15 protein-coding genes and 1 pseudogene are annotated in these 25661 nt (G+C 33.7%); 12 read left to right on the top strand and 4 right to left on the bottom strand.

What is annotated here, in order from left to right; all coding sequences use genetic code 11:
* Position 1 precedes the first annotated feature (1 nt).
* From BVG17_RS03375 to hemA, 4 genes are all read left to right on the top strand, one after another.
* Positions 2-1204 carry a KAP family P-loop NTPase fold protein gene (locus BVG17_RS03375; RefSeq protein WP_063630800.1) on the top strand — a complete coding sequence of 401 codons (1203 nt, stop codon included), beginning with the start codon at positions 2-4 and terminating at the stop codon, positions 1202-1204.
* A 150-nt stretch (positions 1205-1354) separates the two neighbouring features.
* Entirely contained in the window at positions 1355-3259 is a 1905-nt protein-coding gene (gene htpG / locus BVG17_RS03370; RefSeq protein ID WP_063630809.1) for a molecular chaperone HtpG, read from the top strand.
* A gap of 39 nt (positions 3260-3298) precedes the next feature.
* Positions 3299-6463, top strand: coding sequence for an ankyrin repeat domain-containing protein (locus tag BVG17_RS03365; RefSeq protein ID WP_063630801.1), 3165 nt, complete (start codon positions 3299-3301; stop codon positions 6461-6463).
* A gap of 71 nt (positions 6464-6534) precedes the next feature.
* Positions 6535-7731, top strand: coding sequence for a 5-aminolevulinate synthase (gene hemA / locus BVG17_RS03360; RefSeq protein WP_172793453.1), 1197 nt, complete (start codon positions 6535-6537; stop codon positions 7729-7731).
* A gap of 280 nt (positions 7732-8011) precedes the next feature.
* Here hemA and BVG17_RS03355 read toward each other — a convergent pair whose 3' ends face one another.
* From BVG17_RS03355 to rimM, 3 genes are read right to left on the bottom strand one after another with little or no spacing between them, the layout of a single operon-like run.
* Entirely contained in the window at positions 8012-8704 is a 693-nt protein-coding gene (locus tag BVG17_RS03355; protein WP_063630803.1) for an inositol monophosphatase family protein, read from the bottom strand.
* Positions 8705-9271, bottom strand: coding sequence for an elongation factor P (efp, locus tag BVG17_RS03350; protein WP_063630804.1), 567 nt, complete (start codon positions 9269-9271; stop codon positions 8705-8707).
* Between the two features lie 59 nt (positions 9272-9330).
* Entirely contained in the window at positions 9331-9831 is a 501-nt protein-coding gene (gene rimM, locus BVG17_RS03345; protein ID WP_006014540.1) for a ribosome maturation factor RimM, read from the bottom strand.
* 97 nt (positions 9832-9928) lie between these two features.
* On the opposite strand from rimM, the gene BVG17_RS03340 reads away from it, so the two are divergent.
* Both BVG17_RS03340 and BVG17_RS03335 read left to right on the top strand, forming a co-directional pair.
* Positions 9929-13291 (top strand): DEAD/DEAH box helicase, encoded by a 3363-nt coding sequence (locus BVG17_RS03340; protein ID WP_241654150.1) that lies wholly within the window; start codon positions 9929-9931, stop codon positions 13289-13291.
* The gene (locus BVG17_RS03335; RefSeq protein ID WP_143688849.1) at positions 13279-13743 is read left to right on the top strand and encodes a hypothetical protein; all 465 of its coding nucleotides are present in this window, start codon (positions 13279-13281) and stop codon (positions 13741-13743) included. The genes BVG17_RS03340 and BVG17_RS03335 overlap by 13 nt, the downstream gene beginning before the upstream one ends.
* Here BVG17_RS03335 and BVG17_RS03330 read toward each other — a convergent pair.
* Positions 13740-14909 carry an aspartate aminotransferase family protein gene (locus tag BVG17_RS03330; protein WP_063630810.1) on the bottom strand — a complete coding sequence of 390 codons (1170 nt, stop codon included), beginning with the start codon at positions 14907-14909 and terminating at the stop codon, positions 13740-13742. The genes BVG17_RS03335 and BVG17_RS03330 overlap by 4 nt on opposite strands.
* A gap of 64 nt (positions 14910-14973) precedes the next feature.
* Between BVG17_RS03330 and BVG17_RS03325 the strand changes: the two genes are divergently transcribed.
* The 6 genes and pseudogenes from BVG17_RS03325 to BVG17_RS03300 all read left to right on the top strand — a co-directional run bounded on the left by BVG17_RS03325 (position 14974) and on the right by BVG17_RS03300 (position 25652).
* Entirely contained in the window at positions 14974-16401 is a 1428-nt protein-coding gene (locus tag BVG17_RS03325) for a sensor histidine kinase (RefSeq protein ID WP_063630811.1), read from the top strand.
* Between the two features lie 287 nt (positions 16402-16688).
* Positions 16689-17706: pseudogene (locus tag BVG17_RS03320) on the top strand (IS110 family RNA-guided transposase).
* A gap of 359 nt (positions 17707-18065) precedes the next feature.
* Positions 18066-18803, top strand: a complete 738-nt coding sequence (locus BVG17_RS03315) for a WD_0702 family putative metalloprotease (RefSeq protein ID WP_063630812.1) — start codon at positions 18066-18068, stop codon at positions 18801-18803.
* A 72-nt stretch (positions 18804-18875) separates the two neighbouring features.
* Entirely contained in the window at positions 18876-19886 is a 1011-nt protein-coding gene (tsaD, locus tag BVG17_RS03310) for a tRNA (adenosine(37)-N6)-threonylcarbamoyltransferase complex transferase subunit TsaD (protein WP_063630813.1), read from the top strand.
* Positions 19887-20004: 118 nt separating this feature from the next.
* Positions 20005-23625, top strand: a complete 3621-nt coding sequence (locus BVG17_RS03305; RefSeq protein ID WP_063630814.1) for an ankyrin repeat domain-containing protein — start codon at positions 20005-20007, stop codon at positions 23623-23625.
* A gap of 281 nt (positions 23626-23906) precedes the next feature.
* Positions 23907-25652, top strand: coding sequence for a type I secretion system permease/ATPase (locus BVG17_RS03300; RefSeq protein WP_017532259.1), 1746 nt, complete (start codon positions 23907-23909; stop codon positions 25650-25652).
* Positions 25653-25661: the final 9 nt, after the last annotated feature.

Here is a 25661-nt window from a genome sequence, read left to right as displayed (position 1 = left end):
CATGTGCTTAAAAAAACTTATATCGCTAATAACATTAAAAAAAAAAGAAGAGGAGCAATTGCCTAAGGTAATAACTTGGGAGAATGATTGCTTGGGTTACAAACAAGTTGCAAGTAGATTTAGTAATATAATTAAGACAATTGATCAGTCTTTTTCGATCGTATCCTTAGAAGGATATAATGAGTGGGGTAAGACATTTTTTTTGAAAGAATGGGTAAAGGATCTAGAGCAGCAAAATGAAATTGCAGCTTATTACAGCGCATGGGATATTAGCGCGCTAGATCAGCCATTGCCTTCTTTTTTGCATTTTCTGTTTGAGGATCTATTTGCATCATACAAAGTAAAAAGGAGTGTTATACAGCAGTTCAAAAACATAAACCAAGAACTATTTTCTCTCAATACATTAGGAAAGCTGATCAGTAAATCTCCACTTGCTATGCTTTCAGTATTTCTCGATGCTGCAAAAGAGGCTGATAAGAAAGACATAGGTTTTGTCTTGGGTGAATTAAATCTTCTCCAAAGGAGAAAAGAGAATATTAGAGATTTTAAGATACAACTAGCAGATGTGGTTAATAAAATTAGAAAAGACAAAAACATCTATATAATGGTGGATGACCTTGATATATGTCGCCCTAAATTCATTGTCGATTTTTTAGAATCCATAAAGTACATGCTTGATGTCGAGGGACTGGTTTTCATTATCTCTGTTAGTCAAGATAAAAGTAACGTGCAAAGAGCAATCAGCACAATACTTGGACCAAGTTTTAGCCTAAAATCTTTTACTGATCTCTCTCTGCATTTGCCAAAACAGCCAATAGAGAAGTTTACAAGAAAGCTATTTCAAAATGTTGAATTACCGAAAAAATCAAAAAACTTAATTATAGATAGCTTTATATTTTACGCAAAAAGCTTCTCATTATCATTGCAGGCAATACAATATTGCGTAAAGAAAATAAAGCTATGTTATGCGAAAATTGATCCGAATTTATTTACATTTTTAGTAATACTACAGTCAGTAAACACTAATTTGTATGAGGAATTATATTCATCACCTCAGAAAGCACTGGAGGAGATTGAGAGCGCTTTGATTCTAAACGTTCAGGAAGAATGGGAAAAGCTTAAAACTTCTCTTGAGACTACTTTTAAAGAAAAAGAATCAAAGACTCACAAATCTTTGAAGCAAATAAGAGATCTCTTGTTCTAAGAATAAAGATAATTGTAGAACAGAACCCTCTTCTTATCATTTCAGCTTGCATGACAAATTGGCTCACATAAATTTTAGCATATATGACCTTGAAAGATCGCTGTGCAATACTTAAATTACTAGAATAGCAGGCTAATAATGGAGCTCAAAATGCACAACATAAAAGAAACTGAAAGTTTAAAATTTGACGCTGAAGTAGGCAAAGTACTAAATATAGTAATTCATTCACTTTATACTAATAAGGATATTTTCTTGCGTGAGTTAATATCAAATGCATCAGATGCATGTGATAAATTGCGCTATGAATCACAATTAAATGCTGATTTATTAGATTCAAGTGATGAGTTGAAGATTACTATTAGCTCCAGTAAAGATAAGAATGAGCTGTATATAACCGACAATGGAATTGGCATGAACAGGCAAGATTTAATAGATAATCTTGGCACGATTGCAAGTTCTGGTACGCAAAAATTCTTGGATGCAATTAAGAATAATAAAGATTCAAACCAAGCTGTAGAACTGATTGGAAAGTTTGGTGTTGGTTTTTATTCAAGCTTCATGATTGCCTCAGAAGTTATAGTAGAGTCAAGGAAAGCCGGAGAAGAAGAGTCTTGGGTATGGAAATCTAAAGGAGATGGGGAATATTCAATTAGCAAATTAGATGGTCAAATCTCTCGTGGCACAAAAATTACGCTCATCATGCGTCCTGAAGAAAGCGAATTTTTAGACAAATTCCGTATTGAAAACATTGTTACTACTTACTCTGACCACATAAATTTTCCCGTTGAGTTTGTAAATGAAGAGGGAAAAAGTGAAAAATTAAACAGCAAAGCTGCAATTTGGACTAAGCCAAAAAATGATGTTACTCAAGAAGAACATAATGATTTTTTTCGCGGTGTTGCGCATGTCGGCGGTGAGCCTTGGATGATACTACATAATAAAAATGAAGGAGCAATAGAATATACGAATTTGCTTTATGTTCCTTCTATCAAGCCTTATGATTTGTTTCATCCAGATAGACGCTGCTCTGTAAAGTTATATGTCAATAAAGTATTTATTACTGAAGATAATGTACAAATTATACCACAATACCTGCGTTTCTTGAAAGGTGTGGTTGATTCACCAGATTTGCCTCTCAATATCAGCAGAGAAACACTGCAGAATAATCGCGTTGTTGAGCAGATTAGGAAATCCCTAACTAAACGCGTGGTATCAGAGCTCGGCAAAAAAGCAAAAGATAATTTAGAGGAATACACAAAATTCTGGGGCAATTTTGGTGCGGTGTTAAAAGAAGGTCTTTGCGAAGCTATGCCAACTGATGAAAGAGAAGCATTGCTTTCCATTTGCAGATTTCATAGCACCAGTGGTGATAAGCTAGTTAGTATTGATGATTATATAAGCAGAATGAAGCCTGAACAGGAACATATCTACTATCTCACAGGAAATAGTCTCGATTCAGTAAAAAACAGTCCACAACTTGAAGGATTCGTCAGCAAAGGATTGGAAGTGCTTCTATTTGTTGATCCAGTTGATGATTTTTGGACTAGCGTGATTCATGAATATAAAGATCAAAAATTTAAATCTGTAACTCGCGCTGATGTTGATTTAGAAAAATTCTCTTCAGAAGAAGGTAAGAAAGATGAAGAAAATAAATCAGATGAAAACAAAAGCGAAGAAAACGCGGATTCTATACTCGAATACTTCACCAAGGTTCTTGGAAGCTTAGTAAAAAGTGTAAAGATCTCTAAGAAATTAACCGATAGTCCTGTGTGTCTAGCAGTTGATGAAGGAACTATGGATCTCCGTATGGAGCGTTTTTTACGTGAACAGAAGCAGCTAAATTACCGCACGCCAAAAGTACTTGAAATTAACATTAAGCATCCTTTGATAAGAAACATAATGGAATCTCACGCTGAAAATGGTGAAAATCCAACACTTGGAGATATGATTTACTTATTGTTCTATCAAGCTTGTATAGTGGAAGGTGAAGAGATGGAAGACGTAAGTCTGTTTGCTAAAAGACTCAATAATTTGCTTGGCAAAATTTCTGTTTAATGCTATAATGAACTTAGCTAATGGTCAGGGGGGTAAATCATGGGTGGTTGGAATTTACTTGGTGGGCTCATGCCGCCAACAACAAATCATGCAGAAGAAAAAGAGCGTCGCCATTCCAGAGATTCAGGTGCTGAAGAAGAATTCGAAATTTTAGAACAAGAAGAAATTAAGGAGCATCGTCATTCTGGAGATTCAGGCAATTGTTCAGAGGTTGAGGAAGGACAAAATACTAACAGAGCAATTGAATTGGAATTTCAGCTAACACAATCTTTGCTAAGTCAAGTAAAGGCAAGTGAGAATAATAGGAATGCAAATTCTGGCAAGCAAGCACAACTTGATCTAGAAAGAATGGATTTTGCAATTAATGGGCAAACAATAAGTAAAGAGTATGTGCGCGAGTTATATTATCAGCACAACTACTTAATTTTAAATGAAAATTATCGCACATTTGCTAAACAAGTTTTCACAGGAATGTTTAAATATGCTGAAGCAGAAGTTCCAAATGATAATATACTAGAAGAATTAATTACTAATTGCAATCAGGCTGGTTATGAATTTGCAATGTATAGCCACATTCATCCTATATTTAGTCAACATAGTCTAGTACCAACAATCCCTAAAAAAATAATAAGTCTTTATTGTAATAGTGCAGAATCTGTCAATGTTGAGTATAGTGATACTATAGTTATAAAAAATTCAGATCGACTAGAACAATATGAATCTGATAGTAAGCTAGAGTTTACGCTTAAATCTCAGGATGGTAAAGTAGAGTATGAAAATGGTAAAGTAACACTTATCATTCCTGAACAATTAGAGAATTACAAAGCTGATGGCAAAAGTTTGTTAGATGAAATAAATAGGCATTTCGAAGATGAGGATAATAGAATTACAGAGACTCTTGAGAAAAATATGAATGAAGGACCTAAGTCATTTTCTGCTGAAGATTTGTCTATTACTGAAAGTTCACCTGATAATAGTGAAGTAACAACTAGAGCAGTGGCTGATCCAGGCATTTTGGGTAACATTGTAAATGTATTTATAGGTGCTGCAGAAATTGGTACAGGAATAGCAACGGAATTATTGTGGCCTCAAGATCAAATTCGTGTAGAGCCAAGACGTAATGAGGAAGAATTTACTATTATTCCTAAAAATTTAACCTTTGATGAATTGACAGATGTTATAAATAAAGCAAAAAATTATGGTGATTATGCAGATTTAGATAAAACTATAAATAATATAGAGGAAAGCGATAGATTTATTACTGATTTGAATTGTGGTAATTTGAAGGATTTTTGCTCTCAACAGCTTAATTTGACTGATCATATGCACAATGTGCTGTTGAATAATAGTTATGATGAAACAAATGGTTATTATAATTATTCAGTAAAAGAGCTTTCACTACTAGCCATTGCAGCTAATGATACGCTTGTGGAAAGATATGCAAAAACGCATAAAAGTATATTATTTACGCAAGATGAAGGTCTCGATAGGCTACTTATTGGTGTTGGTGGACAGCGCTATACTAAGCTTTTATTAGAAGATTTGGAAAAAAATCGAAGTACTATTCTACCTTGGAATAGCATATGTGAAAAACTTCGAAGGGCGTTGTCTATTCGTAATCAAGAATGCGTGAAAGCGGTATTAGATAAATTTAAAGATACTGAAGCCAGGTCTAGAGTTTCTGATATGTCAGAAAAATTTTTGCACTATGCTATACAACAAGATTTTATAGATGTAGCAAAGACTATTATTAATCATAAAATTGCTGATATTAATAGTATAGACAATTCAGGGCATGCACCTTTGCATTGGGCTGTGGCACGTAATAATTTAGAATTAATGGGCTTGCTTATTGGAAATGGCGCTGAAATTGATATTCAAGATGAGAGGCATGGCAGAACAGCTTTACATTGGGCTGCTTACCATGATAAATTTGAAATAGTAAAATTACTTGTAAACAAGGGAGCTGATCGGAACATTAAAGATAGAGATGGCAAAACAGCTTTAGATCTGGTAGGAACGAAAAGTTTATATTTGGTAAGGGAAGAAAACAGGGAAAAATCTTCTAGTGAATCAAAAATCACAAAATTTCTTGAAGGTTTAGATGATAAAACACCTTTGCATTTAAATATTAAAAAAGATCCAGAATCCAAAAATATTGATAATCAACAGCCGCAAAGAAACGTTGTTGATAAAGTAGAGAATATTATGAATAATGAAGAGGCTTCAATAGAAGAAGCTATAGGTAATAATTGTGAGGAGGGTAAAATGCCTAAAAATATAGAAGAAAAATTATCTAGTGCTGTCAGTAGCATTGATCTTGCTGATGTGATGTATTTATTAAGAAAAGTAGATGATAGTGTATATAAATCCACTTTACAGAAGCTCTTAGGTCAAGCAAATGACAAGATGACAAGTTTGGGAGAGGGTAATCAGAAAGAGGATCTTGCACAAATAATAGCATTGCTTAAAAACGAGTTCGAGCACATTGATGCATTATCAGTAGGCAATGATGTAGAAGCTACTGCAAGTAGCCAAGAAGCTCCTTTGGTAGAGTCTAAAGAAAGCTCACCATCACTGAGTTCTGAGGAGGATGATTTTTCTAACCTTGAAGGTAATAAAAGTGATTGCTCTGCCGGAACTTCCTCAGACTCTAATAGTAATTCTCCATTTAAAAAAATTAGTGAAGAAGGTCATGAAACAAGAATATCTGTAATTGACACAGTGGAAGCTGAAGCAACAGCTAATGGTACTGTTTCTAGTAATTCTGTTCCTTGTACTTTAAGAGTAGAATTAACAAGTGATGATGAAGATGAATTTCTTTCGATTGAAATTGAAGATGTTAATAATGATATTAACGTTAATCAACCTACTGAGCATGTAGAACAAGTTACTAACGGAAATGGACAGCCAAAAACAGAATTGCCAAGAATTAATGAGCAAAGCAGCAAAAGTGGCCTCAAAAAAAATCCACAAAATACAAAGAAGTATGTTGTAGCTGCTTCTGCGCTTGCAATAACTGGTATTGCCTTAGGAGTAGCTGTTGCAGTTTACTTAGAGATGTTAGCAATAGGAGTAGCAGTTGCAGCTTGTTGTCTTATTGCAGCTACAATTACGTACTGCTATAGGCCTAAAAGCTTAGTTGAGGATAATGAGGTTAAAAAGGTTGATGATACACAAAAAAGTACACCTTGTTGTGGCTGATAATGAATAAATATAGTAGTCTATCATTTAATAATTTATTATAATTATATTGATTGTTAATAGATAAAAACTTGGTAGACTACGAAAAGATATTTTCAAGTAAAATCAAAGATATAAAGGAAGAAGGTCGCTATCGTGAATTCACACATTTTGCATCATTACCTGGCAAACTTCCCTATATTATGGATTATGAAAGAAATAGAGAGGTTATTGTCTGGTGCAGTAATAATTATCTGGGAATGTCACAAAATGATAGTGTCATTGCTGCTATTCAAAATTCATCTGTTGGTGCTGGAGGAACAAGAAATATATCAGGTACAACAAAGGAAGTTGTTGAGCTCGAGAAGTCTTTGGCTGACTTGCATCAAAAAGAAGCTGCTTTAACTTTTGCTTGTGGCTATCTTGCCAACCAAACTACACTTAGTACTTTATCGTCTGTTATTCCGGGCGTGGTAATTTTTTCAGATGAGAAAAACCATTCTTCAATGATAGAAGGTATAAAATCAGGAAAAAGACCGAAGCACATATTTAGGCATAATGATGTTGATCACTTAGAGCAGTTGCTAAAGTCTATAGATATAAAAACGCCGAAAATAATAGCACTTGAATCTGTATACTCAATGGATGGTGATGTAGCACCGCTTGAAGCGATATGTGATCTAGCAGATCAGTATAATGCAATTACCTATTTGGATGAGGTACACGCAGTTGGCATGTATGGACCGCGCGGTGGCGGAATTGCAGAAAGAGAAGGTTTGATGGATAGAATAACTGTTATTCAGGGTACATTATCAAAGGCTTTTGGAGTGATGGGTGGATATATAGCATCTTCAAAGAGCTTGGTGGATGTAATAAGAAGTTCAGCCCCAGGATTTATTTTTACTACTGCTATGTCACCCGTTTTAGCAGCAGCAGCAAAGGCAAGCGTTGAGCATTTAAAATCGAGCAATGTTGAAAGAGAGAAGCAAAAGCAGTCTGTTGAAAAGGTAAAAGACTCACTGAGAAATGCAGGAGTGAATTTTATGCAAACAGAAACTCATATAATTCCAATCATAATTGGCGATCCTGAGTTGTCCAAAAAAGCATCAAAATTGTTATTTGATGAGTATGGAATATATGTACAACATATAAATTACCCAACAGTTTCAAAGGGGACTGAGCGCTTCCGTATTACTCCTACGCCTTACCATACAAATGAAATGATAGAGCATTTAACAAAATCTCTTGTAAAAGTTTTTGAGAAATTGTCTGTTTGTGTCTGTTGTTGAGTTTAAAGTTGCCAAGAATAAGGTATCTATTTAAAAGCATGGTTAATGTACAAAATCAGTGCTTTATTTCTTGTCATGAAAGTAGCTAACACTGGGATCCAACTAAGTTACTTTACAACGTTTTTTGTGCAAAAGGACTAGATGCCATTGTCACACACTGACTATTTGTTCCTATAGTTGTCTTTTCTCGTCTATCTTATTTTGCCACCCTGCTGCAATGAGGGGTAGGTAAGACCATTTATTATTTTCACTACGTGACTTTTGCTCTTTTGAATGAACTTTAGTTTATATCTCCAGCAATGACGAGCCCGTTATCTTCCCTTAATCTCCCACCGCTTTCTTGAAGAAAAAGCCTACCGAGTAAAGTTTTATATTTGTTAATTCCAGAGTAAATTATTCCATTGTATCTTCCTGCAGCAAGGTATGCAAAACCCAGAACTGTTGAGCCAAGGGAGCGCAGATTATTATTGTCAAATGGTAATTTATTTAACAAATTACCACTTATGTCTATTATTCCCCCTTCACGAGCTTTCATCCGCATTTTTACATGGCGAGATTTGAAATCTTCAAGAAAAGCTCCTTTCTTTTCCTCTGCCCAGAAAGTTTCTCTAAGGGCTGGAGCATCAATCACAGCTGCTACAACTCTGTTTTTATGAATGAGACAAACTGATACTGCAAAATAAACCATACAACTAAAAAGGTTTTCCTTGCCTTCTATAGGCATAATAAACCAAGTATAACCGCCGTCTTTTAGATCTTGGCCCACATCGTCTTCAAAAATAAAGTCATAGTTCTGGTTGTAGTTTTTCAAGCAATCGTATATAAGTTGCTTGGATTTTGAATAAGTTTTATTGATAAAGTCTGCTGACTTAACGCTTGAAATTTGCAATTCATTAAAATCACGTATAAGCTGCTTGGAGGCACTGCGTACAGAATCAAGCATCACATTGATTCGTGGTGATGAAATGGCCATTTACTCTTTTACTCTTTCGTAATAGCTGTTATCAGGAGTATGTAATACAATTTTATCCCCTTCTTTTATAAATTGAGGCACGTTAACACGTATTCCGTTTTCCAAAATTGCAGGCTTATAAGAAGCAGTAACAGTCTGACCTTTGATAACAGACTCTGTCTCTTTTACAGTTAGTGTAACGTGATCAGGCACATGTGCAGAAATTATTTTATCTTGATAAGTTACTACTTTAATTTTCATATTATCTTGCAAATAAGCCTTCTTTTCCCCTAATAAGTCTAAATTTATAACAATCTGCTCGTAACTACTTGGATGCATAAGATTTACGATATTCCCTTCAGTAAAGAGATAAACATATTCCTCTTCATCTAAAATTGCCCTTCTGATTGTTGCATCAGAGCGAAACCTCTCATAGTACTTTGCTCCTGTTTGGATATTTTTCATTTCAGCTTGTATATATGCACCACCTTTACCAGGTTGAGTATGCATAATATTTACAACCAAAAACAATCCACCGTTATGTTCTAGTACCTGACCTGGCCTGATATCATTAGCCCTTTCTGCCATAATTACACTTTTAATTTGGTCTGGTTATTATAAATAACTTTATACAAATATCAAAATTTTTATTGGCCAATGAATTCTGGCATGTTGATTACTATATACCTTTCCTTCATGTTGATGTATGGAAATACTTCTTTAGTAAAAGATAACATAATGTTTTTTTTTGTGCTGATAACCAAAATTTCTAATATATCCCCTGAGCCGAAATTATTCACAGACTTCACATAGCCATATAATTCATTACTCTCTAGTCTTACTTCCATATTCACAAGATCATCTTGGTAAAATTCATCCTCATCATTTAACTGTGGTAGCTTATCTCTTTCTATATATAACTTTTTATTTCTTAAAAGCTCTGCTTCATTACGGGAATTCACACCGCTAATTGTTGCTATTACTAAATTATTACTGACAACAGACACCAAGCTTATTTTATAATTTTCACTTCCGATTATTAGTTCACCATATAGGAAAATATTTTCGGGCTTTTCAGTAAAGGTTTTTATTTTGACAGCTCCTTTGATTCCATGAGGAGAAGTAATTATTCCGAGGCATATATTCATATTAATATGATAGTTGAAATCAGCTTTTTGTCCATAGAATTGACAATTTACTGAATTAACATACAATTAATATTGTGATAATTATAGTGGGTAATGTGTGAGTTCTATCAGTAATCAAGAAAAGCAAAGTATTATAAGTAGCTTAGAAAAAATCAACTGCAAGCTAAAAGGTGAATCTATAAAACTTGATGATACAAGGGAATCTATAATAGTAGCACGTCGTAAACCTGTTGTTGAAGGGGTATTAGAACATCTACGCAACCCTTGCACTACTAACTGTAATGTTATGGTAGATGCAGAAACTGGATTTGGTAAGACTTACGACATTGGAATACTGAGTTATGTACTAGCCCAAGCAGGGTTTCATCATCTGGTTGCAGTACCAAGTAGTGACCTAGTGAATCAAGCTAAAAAAATGATGAGTAGTGCATTTACTGTAAACATTAGGACACCTAAAACTGCTGAGGAAATTAAAAATGCACTGAAGGCAACTAAACCTACAACAATTATAGTGACACATGACCTGTTATTGCAGCAAGAAAATAATCGTAAATTTAAAGACCAAAATACCAAGTTGTGGATTAGTGTTGATGAAGCAGACAGTATTAACAAGCAGCAGGATTTTGAGAATATGTGCAAGCTTGATGAGGAGTATCCTACAACTTACCTAACTGCAACACCAAAGAGAAGGATTTTAAATAGATGCGGAAAAGTTATCAGCCCGACAAGATTGAGTAGACGTTGTATTGGAAACGCCATCGAAACAGCAAGTGTTATTACAAAAACCAATAGGAGAGCAAATTTCACTCTAGCATTAGTCGTGAATATTGCTACCTCCATAATATCTTTAGCTATATTGTTTCCTATTATAAATAGTAACGTTGCTGCTGTAATTGGTCTAACTTCAGATTATTGGCTGTATTCTGCTTTGATTGGAAACTTATATTATACAATTTCTATGTTTATATTTGGTATAGTAATGTTGCCAATTTGGTGGGTACTAACTAAAGCAACTGGTGTAGAGTCAAAAGAACTGCTTTCTAGATTTCTTGCTAACGTGCGTAGCTTATTTACTAGAGAAAAATCGAGCCCAGCTCATGAATATGTTGAAGAGAGCGAAGAAGTTTTTAATTACAATAAGCTTGTTGATACCGATGATTTATTAACTTCTATAAGATGGAATGTGCAAAGCCCAATTGGAGAAAGTGCTCTGCTTTTAGCTGATGATGTAAATAGTATAGTTAATCTTAACTTTGCGTTGCAGGGTAGAGATAATTTAGTATATGAAGGTAGTACACGTTATGAAGTGTATAATAAATTTCAGCCTGAAGGGATATCTTATCAAGACTATAGGCTCAAGTTACGCGAAGCGAACTTTATAAGCTGCGTTAAAAAGCAACATCCTAGTCTGACAGAAGAGCAGATATCTGAATTAAAAGAAAAGGTGGATTTCAGTAGTACTGCTGAATATCTAAAATATAGAGTAATGCATTCAATGATCGATCTTACTCTCTCATATTTAATGAAGTATGATAATATTACTTTAGATAAAAAAAGAAGAGAAGGTTTGAGTGGATTGATAGAAGATGTTAAAAAGAATGTTAGCACCACTAATGATAACAATATTATAAGCTACCTAGAGAGAAAAGGCTTTAGTGAGCAATTTGCTAGAAACAAGCTCTTACCGCAAATCAAGTTAGTAATTAAAGCATTGCGTCGAGGTGATAATGAGCAATGCAGGTTAATAGTTGATAATTGGCGCTTAAGCAAAGAGCTCCATGACCTCATGGAAAGAGAGGAAGGTATACTACATAGTCTCATTGATTTCTGCAAACAAAATAAATGTATCTTTGCAGGAATTGGGAAAAATGATCTTGGTATTGGAGAAAACAGACTCTTTTCAGCGATAATACGTAATCAAATAGGTAAATATCGAACTATTTATTGTGATTATGAAAAAAGAGATTTTGATGCATTAGCTAAATATGCGTTAACAACGGTTATAGATGGATCGAAAGGTCGTGGATTTGATAGTGAATATAATCATGTTGCATCAATATTTGCAGATTCGGTTAGTCAGTTCAATAATCCATCTGAAGCCCTACAGAATCTTGGAAGAAATAGAGAGCGTAATGAGAGCAGACAATCATGGTTTTTCGCTGCTGCAGGTGAAGAAGTTGAGCTATTTGTGAATAAGATCTTAGCAAATTTTAAAAACGAACCACAGAAATTTTGTCAGAAAGTTTTGTGTCCAGCTACTAATAAATACAATAAGTTGCTAAAAAATAGAATGGGAGAAGAACTTGGAAGAAAAATAGAAATCTATATTAGTAAAAATATTGATGCATTAGGAAATATTGATGATTCAGCTCTGAAGAAGTTTTCTAGTGATTTGATAAAAGAAACGTATGAAAAAGTTCATGATATAAATGATTTTGATGTCAAAAAGACAGAACAAGATTTACATAGGATTTTAAAAAGTACAGAGGCATACCTTCGTTCATATGAGAACAGAATTAAAAACAACGGTAAATTATCTTGCACACGCTCAGCTTTATTTTCTGTGGGGAGTGCTATAACAAAGGTAATGTATTATCTTTGGGCAGGGTTTGACTATTTAGTCTTTTTGGCTAAAGCGTACAATATAGATAAATCTGGAGATGCGAGTGCAAGAGCGTATGTACACATAATCAGAAACTGTCACTGTGAAAGTAGTGTGAAGGCGCAAAATGTATTGGTTCATGCATTAGAAATTGCCAAAGAACATGACAGCAATTTCAAAAGAAATAGTTTGTACGAAGGCAATGAGGATAGATGTAAAGAAAAAATCATCTCATATTTTCAATCCAAGCAATATATACGTGCATTAGATAGAACAATTGCTCAAATTGAAAATAAACACTTGGTAACAATTTTGAAAGCTGTAGGCTACAAAGATGATGCTAATAAAATGGCACAAGAAATCAAAGATTTTTTATGTGATTTAAAGAATTTAAATTGTGTAGACTTGAGAGAAAAATATTATCAAGGCAACTTATATCAAGAAAGCAAATTATACAAAATCAATAATCAAGTTAGTACGATAATTGATGAAATTGTAAGGTGTCATAAGTGGCATCATGGAATAGAGGACTTAGAGCTAAAATTAAAAATCAACCATAATATTTTTGAAGTCAGAGTTAACAATGATTTTTCTAAGTTACGTGAGAAAAACTTTAACAAACGCTCTAAAGAAAGGACATATCTAGGTAGAGCTATGTTACTTATTGGGTTTATAATTTCAATGGAGCTTATAGGTAGAATATCATCAGGTCAGACCATGCCATTGCCTTTACTTTGCGGTTTTATAGTATTTGGACCATTGGCACTCTTGTGTGGTGCATTGTTATATGAAATAACAACCTATTTAGTGAGAGGAGCATTTTTTATTTTTGGAGTGCCAATTCTTTGGAGCTTATAGGTAGAATATCATCAGGTCAGACCATGCCATTGCCTTTACTTTGCGGTTTTATAGTATTTGGACCATTGGCACTCTTGTGTGGTGCATTGTTATATGAAATAACAACCTATTTAGTGAGAGGAGCATTTTTTATTTTTGGAGTGCCAATTCTTTTAGGGGAACTGTCTAAATGTGTTTTGAGAAACGGCTCAATGAAAAGTGTGTTAGATATGACATTATCGCTTGGTAACTCGACTTTTTTCAATATTCCGAAAGACATCGTGCAATCGTTTATATTTGAGGATATAACAAAATTTGACTCACTAAGTGATATAAATGCGCTTACACTGATAAGAGAGCAGGAAAAGGTAAAGTGTACAAATGAAGTAGCTGATAAAGTTGTAGCTACTGCTTTATCTGCAATTTTGATACAGCAAACAACTAGTGAGCAGGAAGGTTTAGTTTTTAACTAGAACTTTTCAGATAAATACTGAGTGAGGATTTCAATGCCTTCATCAATCTCTTTTTCAGTGATAATGAGTGGAGGCAAGATTCTTACAACGTTATCTGATGTTACTCCAACAGTGAGTAAACCACGGTGACTTAGCTCTTCTGCAAATTTTTGGTTATTCATTTTTACTTTTATTCCTAGCATCAACCCTTTTCCTCTCACTTCTTCTATCATTGGAAACTTGCTTGCTAAGTCCTCTAGTTTGTTTTTTAAAGACTTACCTCTAACTTCAACATTTTCTAAGAAGCCAGGGCTGAGCAATTCATCCAATACAGCATTACCTACTGAAGTTGCAAGTGGATTACCACCAAAAGTAGAACCATGCATACCGACCGCCATGTACTTAGCAGCCTTTTCAGTTGCAAGACAAGCCCCTAGAGGAAAACCTCCTCCTATTCCCTTTGCAAGAGCACATATGTCAGGCTTAACTCCTATGTGTTCATATGCAAATAATTCTCCTGTTCTACCAGCACCGCACTGAACGCAATCAAAAAATAGCAGTATATCGTTTTCGTCACATAGTTCTCTTAGCTCTTTCATGAAGACTTCACTCATTACTTTAATACCACCTTGTCCCTGTATTGGTTCTATTAATATAACACCTATGTCATTAGAAATTGCTTTCTTTACACTCTCAATATTGGGCTTTATGTTATCACACCAGTCAATATAAGGATTCAGTAATTCAGAAAATTTCTGTCTATCGTTTGTTGCACAAGTTAAAAATGTCCTTCCATGAAATGCACCATGAAATGTTAGAATTCTATAGCGATTTTTATTCCCTTTTCCATTTTGATAGGCCCTAGCGATTTTAAGTCCACATTCCACTGCTTCTGATCCAGAATTTGCAAAAAATACAGTATTAGCAAAGGTGTTGTTTATTAAATTTTCTGCAAATTTGTTGGCAGTAGATATATTATAGGTATTTGATATATGCCATAGTTTTTCTCCTTGTAATTTTAGGACATCAGTTAATCGTGGGTTGGCATGACCTAAACTGCTAACAGCTATTCCAGAGTGAAAATCTATATAGCGCTTATTATCGATATCATACAAGTAAATACCTTTACCATAAGAAAAATTTATGTTAATAGGAGAATAAACTGGCAAGATAGGAGAAATTGTCATAAAAGTATGATATGCTAATTTTTTATTAATACCATAAAAGACGTTATTTCACAATGAGAAGAATATGTATAAATTAAGTAAATTAATGTTTACTACACTAAAAACAAATAGATATACAAAAATTATCTCGCTATTCTTATTAATTTTTGTGGTTTTATTGGGCACAATATACCGCAATTATTCATTAAAGAATAATTTTCTTTCTCTTTACCGTAATTCAAATGCAAACTTAAAAGATCTATTGGAAAATAGTATAATAAAAAAATACCATTATTTACTAATAGAAAAACATCATATTAAATATAACAGTTTTGATTACATAAACCAGTTGGTAAAATTGCGTGCTGAATTGTTACAATCAGTAAGCAAAGTAAGAAATTTTAGCTTAATACTGTATGATCAAAATGCCAGAGTAATTTTCAGTAATTTTAATACTCAAGGTCATGACTATGAGCAGTTGCTTACAAATGATGAAATTGATAAATTGCTAAGCAATCAAGAAATATTTTACGCTACAGGAAATACATTAACTTCTACTTTCCCTATATTTCATGAAGATGACATTAAGCCTTCATTTTTTTTGAAGATCATTCAAAGCTATAATGACTCTTATATTATGGTATATAGTCTATTTTCAATATTAATGGGCTTACTACTGTTTGTCTTAATACTAATAATGCTTTATTTGCACTTTTCCAACACCCAAATGCTAGCCAAGCAGCATAAAACTAATATTGAATTACAAAGGGTTAAAGAGGCATTAGAGCAAGAAAATGCAAATAAGATAAAATTTTTTGCAAGTGTTACACATGAGTTGCGTACACCTCTTAATGCTATTATTGGATTTGCAAAGTTGATCAAAAATGAAACTTTAGGTTCGGTAGATCACTCTGAATACAAGGAATACGTAGACGATATATATAATGCTGGTACACATTTACTTGCTTTGATTAATGATGTGCTCGATTTTTCTAAAGCTGAATCAAGTAGTTTAACAGTAGAGAAAGTGAAGTTTAATCTGAATAAGATAATAGATTCGTGCTTAAAAATGTTATCACCTAAACTAAAAGAAACAGGTATTAGTTTAAAGAAAGAGATATCTGATAAACAATTATTAGTTATCGCCGATCCCAAAAGAATGAAGCAAGTTATAATAAATTTGTTATCAAATGCAATCAAGTTCACTCCTCAAGGTGGTTTAATAAGAATGATTATTAAAGAGAATATAGAAAAAAATTTATTAACTATTGAGTTTCATGATAATGGAATAGGGATAATGCAGCAGGACATATATAAAGTTATGTCCGTTTTTGGCCAAGCAGATTCGGGATATAGAAACGAAGGCACAGGTATCGGATTACCTCTAAGCAAGAAATTAGTAGAGTTAATGGGTGGGATTTTCAACATTCAAAGTGAAGCAAAACTTGGTACTACGATAACATTGAGCTTCTTTTATGAAGAGCAAACATGTGAAAAGTTGATTGATTTTTAGTAAAATATATTTGATATTGCACTTTTATATCTAGTACATTCCTAAGTCATACTGACGTGATACCTTGTATCTTGAAAAAAGCATCTAATGTTTTAAGCTTAAGCATTAGGTGGAGAAGGGAAGAACTCTGGGTGTTATCTTAGATATAAAATCTGTCCAAGAGAAAAGAGTTCCCTTCTCAAAAGTAGAGGTTGGACGGTATCTTAGAAAGACCTAAATGGTTCTAATTCTGTATGCACAAGGTTAGCCTTACTTTTCATTTTAAATGGTAACGTATGGAGTTATAAATGATCAACAACTTTTTAGGTATAGACATATCAAAAGATCGCTTTGATGTTTTTCTTTCTTTCATAAGTAAAAAAGGGAAACGCGAAACTAAGAAAAGGAATTTTAAAAACGATGATTCTGGGTTTCAAGGTCTACTTGATTTTTTACAAAAACATAATGTGGAGCAAGTAACAATCTGTATGGAAGCTACAGGTTGTTATAGTGAAGCTTTGGCTGAATTTCTACACAATGCTGGATATTTTGTTAGTGTAGTAAATCCTTATTGCATAAAATCTTATGCAAGGAGTAAGCTTGTGCGACAAAAGAATGATCAGAGCGATGCAGAGATTATAGCAGATTATTGTCAAAGACAGGAACCTACACGTTGGACACCACCTTCTTCTGAAAAGAAAAAATTAAAACATCTTTATCGTTGTTCAGCTGCGTTAAAAAATGAATTAACATTAGTAAATAATCATTTAGAAAAGAAAGAGAGAGAGACTGCCTGAAAAAGTTGTAAATGTTTGGGAAAATCTTTCAGTGAACATAGAGCAATCAATAGAAACAATAAAAAACTCCATACATGAACTATTAAAACAACACAAAGAATTGTTGGAAGATTTTCAGCTACTATTAACTGTTCCAGGCATAGGAAAGGAATCAGCAGTAGCTATTTTAGCTGAAATTTCTGATATAAAAGTTTTTATAAATGCCAGGCAATTGGCATCATATGCTGGAACTATACCACGGAATATAACATCAGGTTCATCTGTATATGCCAAGCCCAGATTAAGTAAATCAGGTTCACAAACATTACGTAAGGCAATGTATTTTCCTGCTATAGTATCTAAAAAGCATAATCCTATTATTATGACTTTTTGTAAGAGGTTAAAAGAGAAAGGCAAGCATAACATGGCCATTGTAGGAGCTGCAATGCGCAAGTTACTCCATATAGTTTTTGGTGTTTTAAGTTCAAGGAAGGCTTTTGATCCAGATCATATCAAGAATTATAAGGCTAGAAGATTAGCTGAAGTTTAAAGTCAAAAAGTGCTCCATCACATCTTATGTGAAATAGTATCTTACACAAATTTATTTAATGTTGCTGGTTAGTGTGTATGTTGATAAGTAAATTGATTTTACATATACACAACAGCAGAAATTTACTTATCAACATATACACTAACTATAATCTGTGTACTGCTACACAGATTGTGAATTGGAAGTATTTTTTTTGGTTTTATGATGCAATTTAGGAAATTTTTATGTTGACTAACAAGACGGTATCTCTTGGCTAATAATAAGTAGCGGAATGTAAGTAAATTAAACTTTTTTAGCTATACTTCCTGAAAACACTTTATAATTCTTGAGCATAAAGAAAATTCCTTTAATAATGAAGCATGCTAATCAGGAACTTAATAAAACAAGCAACTCAAGTAGGAAATAGTGAAAACGTAATACAATATGTCAAATATCTCTATCAATTTGAGAAGTTTAGAAATACATTAAACCTCACTTTGTCACTAATAAAGCAAAATAGACTCTCGTTTGAAATATATCAAGAAGGATTAGTGGATATGGAAGAGGGAGTGTGTAAGACAATTCGTTCTTCTGGTTTAAATAAGTATGTTATTGTGCTAAGAAGGTCAAATCCTTACATCATAGTACATGAACTTTCACATATGGTTGAAAATGAACTGAACTTAAGCTTAGAGCAAGAATTTCTCTATAAAGTTTATCAGGATATTGAGCAGAACTTAAAGCAGTCAAATATTCTTGTACAGAAAATTATCGGTCAAGTCATATTTAAAGAGATACAAGCTTATCAAACTGCAAAATCACGCGCATCTGAATTATTTGCACGCTATTTTGAGCTATTTGCTTGGGCTCAAGAAGTTTATCCTAAAGATAAAGAATATCTGATTCGCACTCAAGATTTAAACAAAGTATTTCTTGCTACTAACCAATGGAAAAAGAGATGCCTGGATCCACAAATAATGGAGAGAATAGATAAAGAAGTAAAGGAGTATAGCAACAAAACTGCTTTTAAAGATATAAACAAAGTACAAAACAGTTGGACTAATAAATTTTCTTCTGGAAGCAAAAAAATTGGTTCCATATTTGAAGATGATAATTAGCTCAGCAGAATATAGTTAACTTCTTCAATATTTCAAGTTATAGTTCTCGCAACTTAAAGAGTTCAAATATATATGAAAACCATTTTAGCTATTGAAACAAGCTGCGATGAAACTGCAGTTGCGGTTGTAAATAGCAACAAGCAGGTTCTTGCGCACGAAATTCTATCTCAAGCAGAGCATAAAAAACATGGTGGAGTGATACCTGAAATAGCGTCACGCGCTCATATGAAGCATTTAAGCGGTCTAGTAAAAAGCGCTATAGAAAAACCTAACCTTAACTTTTATGATCTAGATGCAATTGCAGCAACATCAGGACCAGGACTTATAGGCGGACTAATAGTTGGTACAATGATGGCTAAAGGAATTGCATATGTAACGCAAAAACCATTTATCGCTGTTAATCACTTGGAAGCACATGCATTAGTTGTTAGGCTGCTGTATAAGGTTGAATTTCCATTTTTAGTCTTGCTGATATCAGGTGGTCACTGCCAATTTTTAATTGCACAGGATGTAGGTAAATATATTAAACTTGGAGAAACGCTTGATGACTCATTAGGAGAAGCATTTGACAAAGTCGCTAAAACGCTGGGTCTAAGCTATCCGGGAGGTCCATTAATTGAAGAGTTAGCTAAAAAAGGTGATGGTATGAGATTTAAGCTGCCAAGAGCAATGATAAAACGTTCTGGATGTGACTTTTCATTTTCTGGAATTAAAACAGCAGTAAAAAACTTAGTGCGAGAACTTATAATGAGCGAGCAAGATATTTGTGATGTTTGCGCTTCGTTTCAAGAGTGTATTAGTGACATATTGCTCGATAGGGTCAAAAATGCGATCATTATATCTAAATCTTTAAATATTAAAATCAATGATTTTGTTATTACCGGTGGAGTTGCAGCAAATAATTTTCTGAAAGAGCAGTTGAAAAAGCACATAGACTTGAACGTGCTTTCTCCTCCAAGCAATTTATGTACAGACAATGCAGTGATGGTTGGATGGACAGGAATTGAAAGGTTACAGAGACACTATGTAGACTCTCTTGACTTTGCACCAAGGCCAAAGTGGGAATTAGAAAAATATTACTAGCACAAAAAATTATCTACTATATAATGCGGCCGCTGGTGAATTTTTGTAGGCTTAAAAATTACAGTGGTATCTACTAAAGCCTTATTCACTACCGGCATTATTATTTATGAGGTATAATATGTTAGATAAATTTAACAATATTATTAGTTGTATTAAATCTAAATCCAGCGCAAGTCCAAATATAATAGGTGAAGTTTTGTTAGATGCAGGGAGCATTGGTATAGCCAGGGCATTTAGTAACATAAATATTTCTGAGTTAAAAAGCTTGCAAGGCAATTCAGAAGATGGGATAAGTGAGCAAGACCTAATAATCATATATGATTGTATTAATAAAGTAATTCAAGAAAAAAACTATAATATATGTACTAATAATCTTGATTATATAAAAAGCAGGATTTTAGAAGAAAATATAAGTGATTCATTAGCTGAAAAATTTTGTCAAGATGGATGGAATATAACAAGTGATGATGGTTTTTCGCTATTAACAGTGGCTATTGAAAGAATTGGGAAAGAACAAGAGGAAAATAGGAATTATGATATTCATGTTGAAATAGCTGTATCTCTAATTCTTAGTATGAGCAGAGAATTGATTATAAAATTGGAGAATTTTGCAGATAGTAATGATAAAACACTTCTACATTATTTAGCTGAGTTGGGTAAAGAAGATATTTTACGTTTTGTGATAGAAAATTCTAATTTTGACATTGAAGAAGCATTAAGGAATAAAGATAGAGATGGCAAAACACTACTACACTATGCGGCTAAATCTGGCAATAAAGAATGCTTGAAAATTCTCATAGAAAATGAAGCAGATTTTAGTTGCACTACCAATAATAAAACTGAGTTACACTATGCTGCCAGAAGCGGAAGTCCTAACCTCCTAGAGTATTTAAAAGGAATATTGACAGCAAAAGGAATTTTTGATAAGGAGAAAATTAAAACAGATAAATATGGAAATAACGCATTACACTATGCTGCGCAATCTGGAAATGCTGAGTGCATGAAATTCTTCATTGATAATCAAGTACAATTTTTAAAAAATAAATATAATGAGAATCCCCTTCATAAGATTGCAGGTAACTCAAAAACTCAAGATAATGCTACAAATCTTCTTATAGAGTATCTAAAATTGTTAGGTAAACTAAAAAGTGAAATTAATCGAGAAGATGTAGATGGTAACACCCCATTGCATATAGCTGCAAAACATGGAAATAAACAGCTAATAGAATTGTTTATTAAATCAGGTGCAAAAATTGTTCAGAATAAACAAGGTAACACCCCCTTACATATTGCTATTATACATGGTAATGCATATTGTATAGAGCTATTTTATGAAAATATAGGAAATAGCATACTTCAATCCAAAGGTGAGTATGGAAGAGATCTTGTACATTTAGCTGCAATGTACGGGAAGTATGATTGTCTAATATTTCTACTCAATAAATTTCCTGATTACGATTTAAGCACAAAAACAAGCAAAGGAAATACAGCACTACACTTAGTTTTATCGAAAAGTACAGAGCTAGAGTCAAGAAAAAAATGTGTAAACCTGTTAATAGATAGAGACATGCAAATAAATGAGAGCAATAACGAAAAAAACACCCCCTTACATTTTGCTGCCCAACTTGATTTATCGTTTTTAAGCATGATAGAAAAAAAGTTGGAAGAGAAGAAATTTGACGTTTATCAAGAGGTTTTGCGTAAGAATAGCAACGATGACACCGTCTTTCATATGGCAGCACGTGTTGGTAATAAATCATGCCTTGAGCACCTTTTTAAAAAAGAGAGAGTGGGAGAAATATTAAGTAAGAAAAATAAGGATGGACAAACTTTACTACACTTATCTATCCTCAGTGGAAGAGTAGAATGCGTTAAGTATTTGGTAAAAAAAATCCCAATTAGTGTTTTTTCAGAAGAAAATACACAAAAAAAGTTGTTATTTGCAGCTATTTTGAGCGGCAATAAGGAATGTCTTGAATTTGTGTCAAAAGAACTTGTAGATAAAAAGGTGGCTGCTAGCATCAAAGTGTTATATGATGAAGACGACAATACACCGTTACACATGGCTGCTCTTGCCAACGGCATAGGATGCTCTCAGTATGTTATTGAAAGTACTGCTAAGTCAACTATTAGGAACACAGCATCACTTTTTCACACAAACAGTCAAGGGCTTATACCTCTACATTTAGCTGCCATGATCCTTAATGCCGAGGTAATAGAATATTCTATGACAGATCATCATGATCCCTATACTGAGGAAATGTTTAATGTTGTATCTCAATCTGGAAGAACACCATTACACTATCTTGTAATGAATGATAATGATTTTGCAAGAATTGTAAATGAAGATTTTAAGCAAGATCAATTCTTGAAAAGTTTAGTTTTAGAAAAGCGTAAACAAAATGAACACTTAAGGGAAAAAGCTACTAAAGCCTTATTATATCCAAGAATCAGCAACGGAAAGAAAATTGTAAATAAGAAACTAAATTTTGACATAAAAGACAATGAAGGAAAAACATCTTTAGACTATGCTCTTGAACATAGTGATGCAAATATCTTAAGGTTATTTTTAGATGCTTTTTATGAAATAAAGGAAGACAGAAAAAGGAAATATGATAAATTTGAAATAGATTATCAAGAAAAAAGGGAAATAGTTTTATGTATCACTAATGTGCTTACACCAATAGTAGGCACCATTACTTCATCTTACATGCTATCTGATCAATCAGGATCTACAGTGGAGAAAATTTTTACCTTTATCTCCATTTTCTGTTCTTTCATATCACTTATATCTTTCTTGTCTAATTTTTTGGTTGGCCTTCGAAAAAAACCACTTAAAAGTGAAATAGAAAACTATACTGAGAAAATAAAAACAATTGAAAAGATAACAGGCAAATCAATCGAGGCAGAAGTAGAAGTTCATAATTTGGAAGAATACAACACAATGTTGGAACTAGTAGTAAAGAGTGAAAGAGATATTGCACGATTGAAAAATGAACTTTACAAATTTATGCATGAAACTAGATTAGAGAGTAAAGACAAACTCAATATTTCTCCTCAGAGAATGAGTAGGCGTGGTAGTACAGTGTTAGCAGAAAGAAGAAGTTCTTCTTTTTGGGGCAATTTAGGAGAAAAGCTTGATCAACATGTAAGACCCACCATTAGAGCACAAGATACAATGGACAAGTTAGACAATGAATCATGTTTTATAACTATAAATGAGCATTCAGAAAGTAACCCAAAAGCTCCGAAAAACAAATTCAAGAATGTTGCAACCAAGCTAAAAATAGGCAATATCTTTAGTAAGACAAAAGAAGATTTTATTGCTTCATCAAGCTCATCAGAAGGTGCTAATTACGAGAATATTACAAAAATGAATGAAGAAAACTGTGGATTGATAAAACGATTTGGTGATACCAATAGGTATTCAATATTTTCGACTCCTTTTAATCCAGGCGGTTCAACCTCAAGAGAAGAGTGTGGTAACAATCATAGTGCAGCGAGTCATGTGAGTTATGGTAGTGCAAATAACCCTGTGAGTGATAAGGAAGTTAGTGAATCTCCATCTCTAATACTTTCTAACTTTGAGGAGGGAATTACTGTTGATTGTTTTAAATTCGAAAGATATAGACCAAGGGTATATTCAAGTCCATCTTGTGTAAGAAAAAGAGCAATTACAGCTAGATCATTGGAATATGTAATACTTCCTGATCATATAGAAAGAGGAAAAGAGATGTAGATTGTAGTCACTGACTCTGATAACATCGACTTTCAGAGGAGTGATAGTAAGCATTCTACTAAACTGTCATTGAGTAGTAGATAAGAAAAACGTAGAACAATTGGCAAGGCTATCGTATAAGGTTATAGTAGAGAAGAAATTAGATAGCCTTGCTATGAAAAAGTTTATATTCACATATCATTAATATTTTATTACATTAATGATATGGTAAGGCAATAACTGTTAATACTTTTGAAATAAAAACTATATATGGTACATGTAATTAAATAAAAAGGAAGATTGTGGAAATCACTCCGTCAATAAAAAAGGAATTAAAGCAAAGTATACTATATACTTGTCTAGAGAAGTGCAAGAGTGCGTTTTGGTTCATTTTCTGGTTTAGCTCAGGGATTAATGCGTTAATGTTATTCTTGCCACTTTATACTTCTCAGGTACTTGATCGAGTGATATCGAGCGAGAGTGTGTCAACACTAGTTATGCTGACGATTATTACTTTATCTGCGTTTGCATGTTCTGCAATGCTTGAAACTTGTCGATATTTAGCTATGGCTAAAATTGGTGATTGGATTGATAAAACTGCAACACCAGATCTAATAGTAAGGTCAATCAGGTTAACATCAGTACAAAGCTCAACTTCAAGTGGTGAAGCAATACGAGATCTTGGAGTAATAAAAAATTTCATTACAGGAAATGGTATATTTTCACTGTTCGATACTCCATGGTCGCTAATTTACCTTGTTGTGATCTTTATGATACATACCTCTACAGGGTTTATAGCTATTGCCGGGATCATTATATTAGTTTCAATGGCAGTATGGAATGAACTTGCCACTAAGCGTATATTGCGAGAAACCAATGAAGAAACTATACGTAATATTAATGCTATAGATGTTGCAACAAGAAATGCAGAGGTGGTTGAGGCTATGGGTATGTCAGAATTTATAGTTTCTGATTGGTGTAAACGGAATGATCAAAATCGTGCAATGCAAGTCACAGCACAGAATCGTTCTAATGTAATTACTGGTATTACTAAATTTTTACGTTCAACTCTCCAAATTTCAGTAATTGGAACAGGTGCATTACTTGCAATCACAGCTCACAAAACTGCCGGTAGCATTATTGCTGCCTCGATTTTGATGGGTAGAGTATTGGCTCCATTTGATGCAGCAGTTCATACTTGGAAATTTTTAAATCAAGCCAAGATGTCATATGGCAGGCTGCAAAGACTTATCCTAACATCCCCAAAAAGAGAGCAAACTATGGCTCTACCAGAGCCTGAAGGAAAGTTGGAATTTGATAGGGTATTTTTTACTCCTTATGGGAGCAATAAGCCAACAGTAAAAGGAATCTCATTTGTAATAGAACCAGGGGATGTTGTTGGTGTTATTGGTGCAAGTGCTTCTGGTAAGTCGACCATTGCAAAACTAACCGTTGGTGTTTGGAAACCCATATCAGGTGTAGTCAGACTAGATGGCGCTGATGTATATACTTGGAATCGAGAGAACTTTGGTAATTATGTTGGTTACTTACCTCAAGATATTGAGTTATTTAACACGAGCGTTAAAGCTAATATTGCCCGCATGAGACCAGATCCAAATCCTGAAGAAATAATCAAAGCAGCAAAAATTGCAGGAATACATGAATTAATACTGAGCTTACCAAATGGGTATGATACAACAATAGGAGGACCTGGAGGAGTAATACTCTCTGGTGGCCAAAAACAGCTTCTTGGACTTGCAAGGGCTTTCTATGGTAATACTAAGCTTTTAGTTCTTGATGAACCGAATGCTAACTTAGACAGTAATGGAGAGGCGCGCTTGATTAATGCAATCAATGTTGCAAGAGAGCAAAATACTACCACTGTTATCATCACTCATAAGCTACAGCTACTATCTGTAGTCAATACAGTGATCGTCATGTCAGATGGGGTTATTTATGCTATGGGACCAAAAGATGAGATTTTGAGTAGATTAGTTGCTCCATCACCAGATGCCACAGAAGATAAACGTTCTTCAGCAAGTGGTTAAGAAAGAGAG

The sequence above is a fragment of the Wolbachia endosymbiont of Laodelphax striatellus genome, from assembly GCF_007115015.1.
Classification (GTDB): Bacteria; Pseudomonadota; Alphaproteobacteria; order Rickettsiales; family Anaplasmataceae; genus Wolbachia.
Note: the sequence above shows the minus strand (reverse complement) of the source record. Positions and strands in the feature narration are given on the sequence as shown.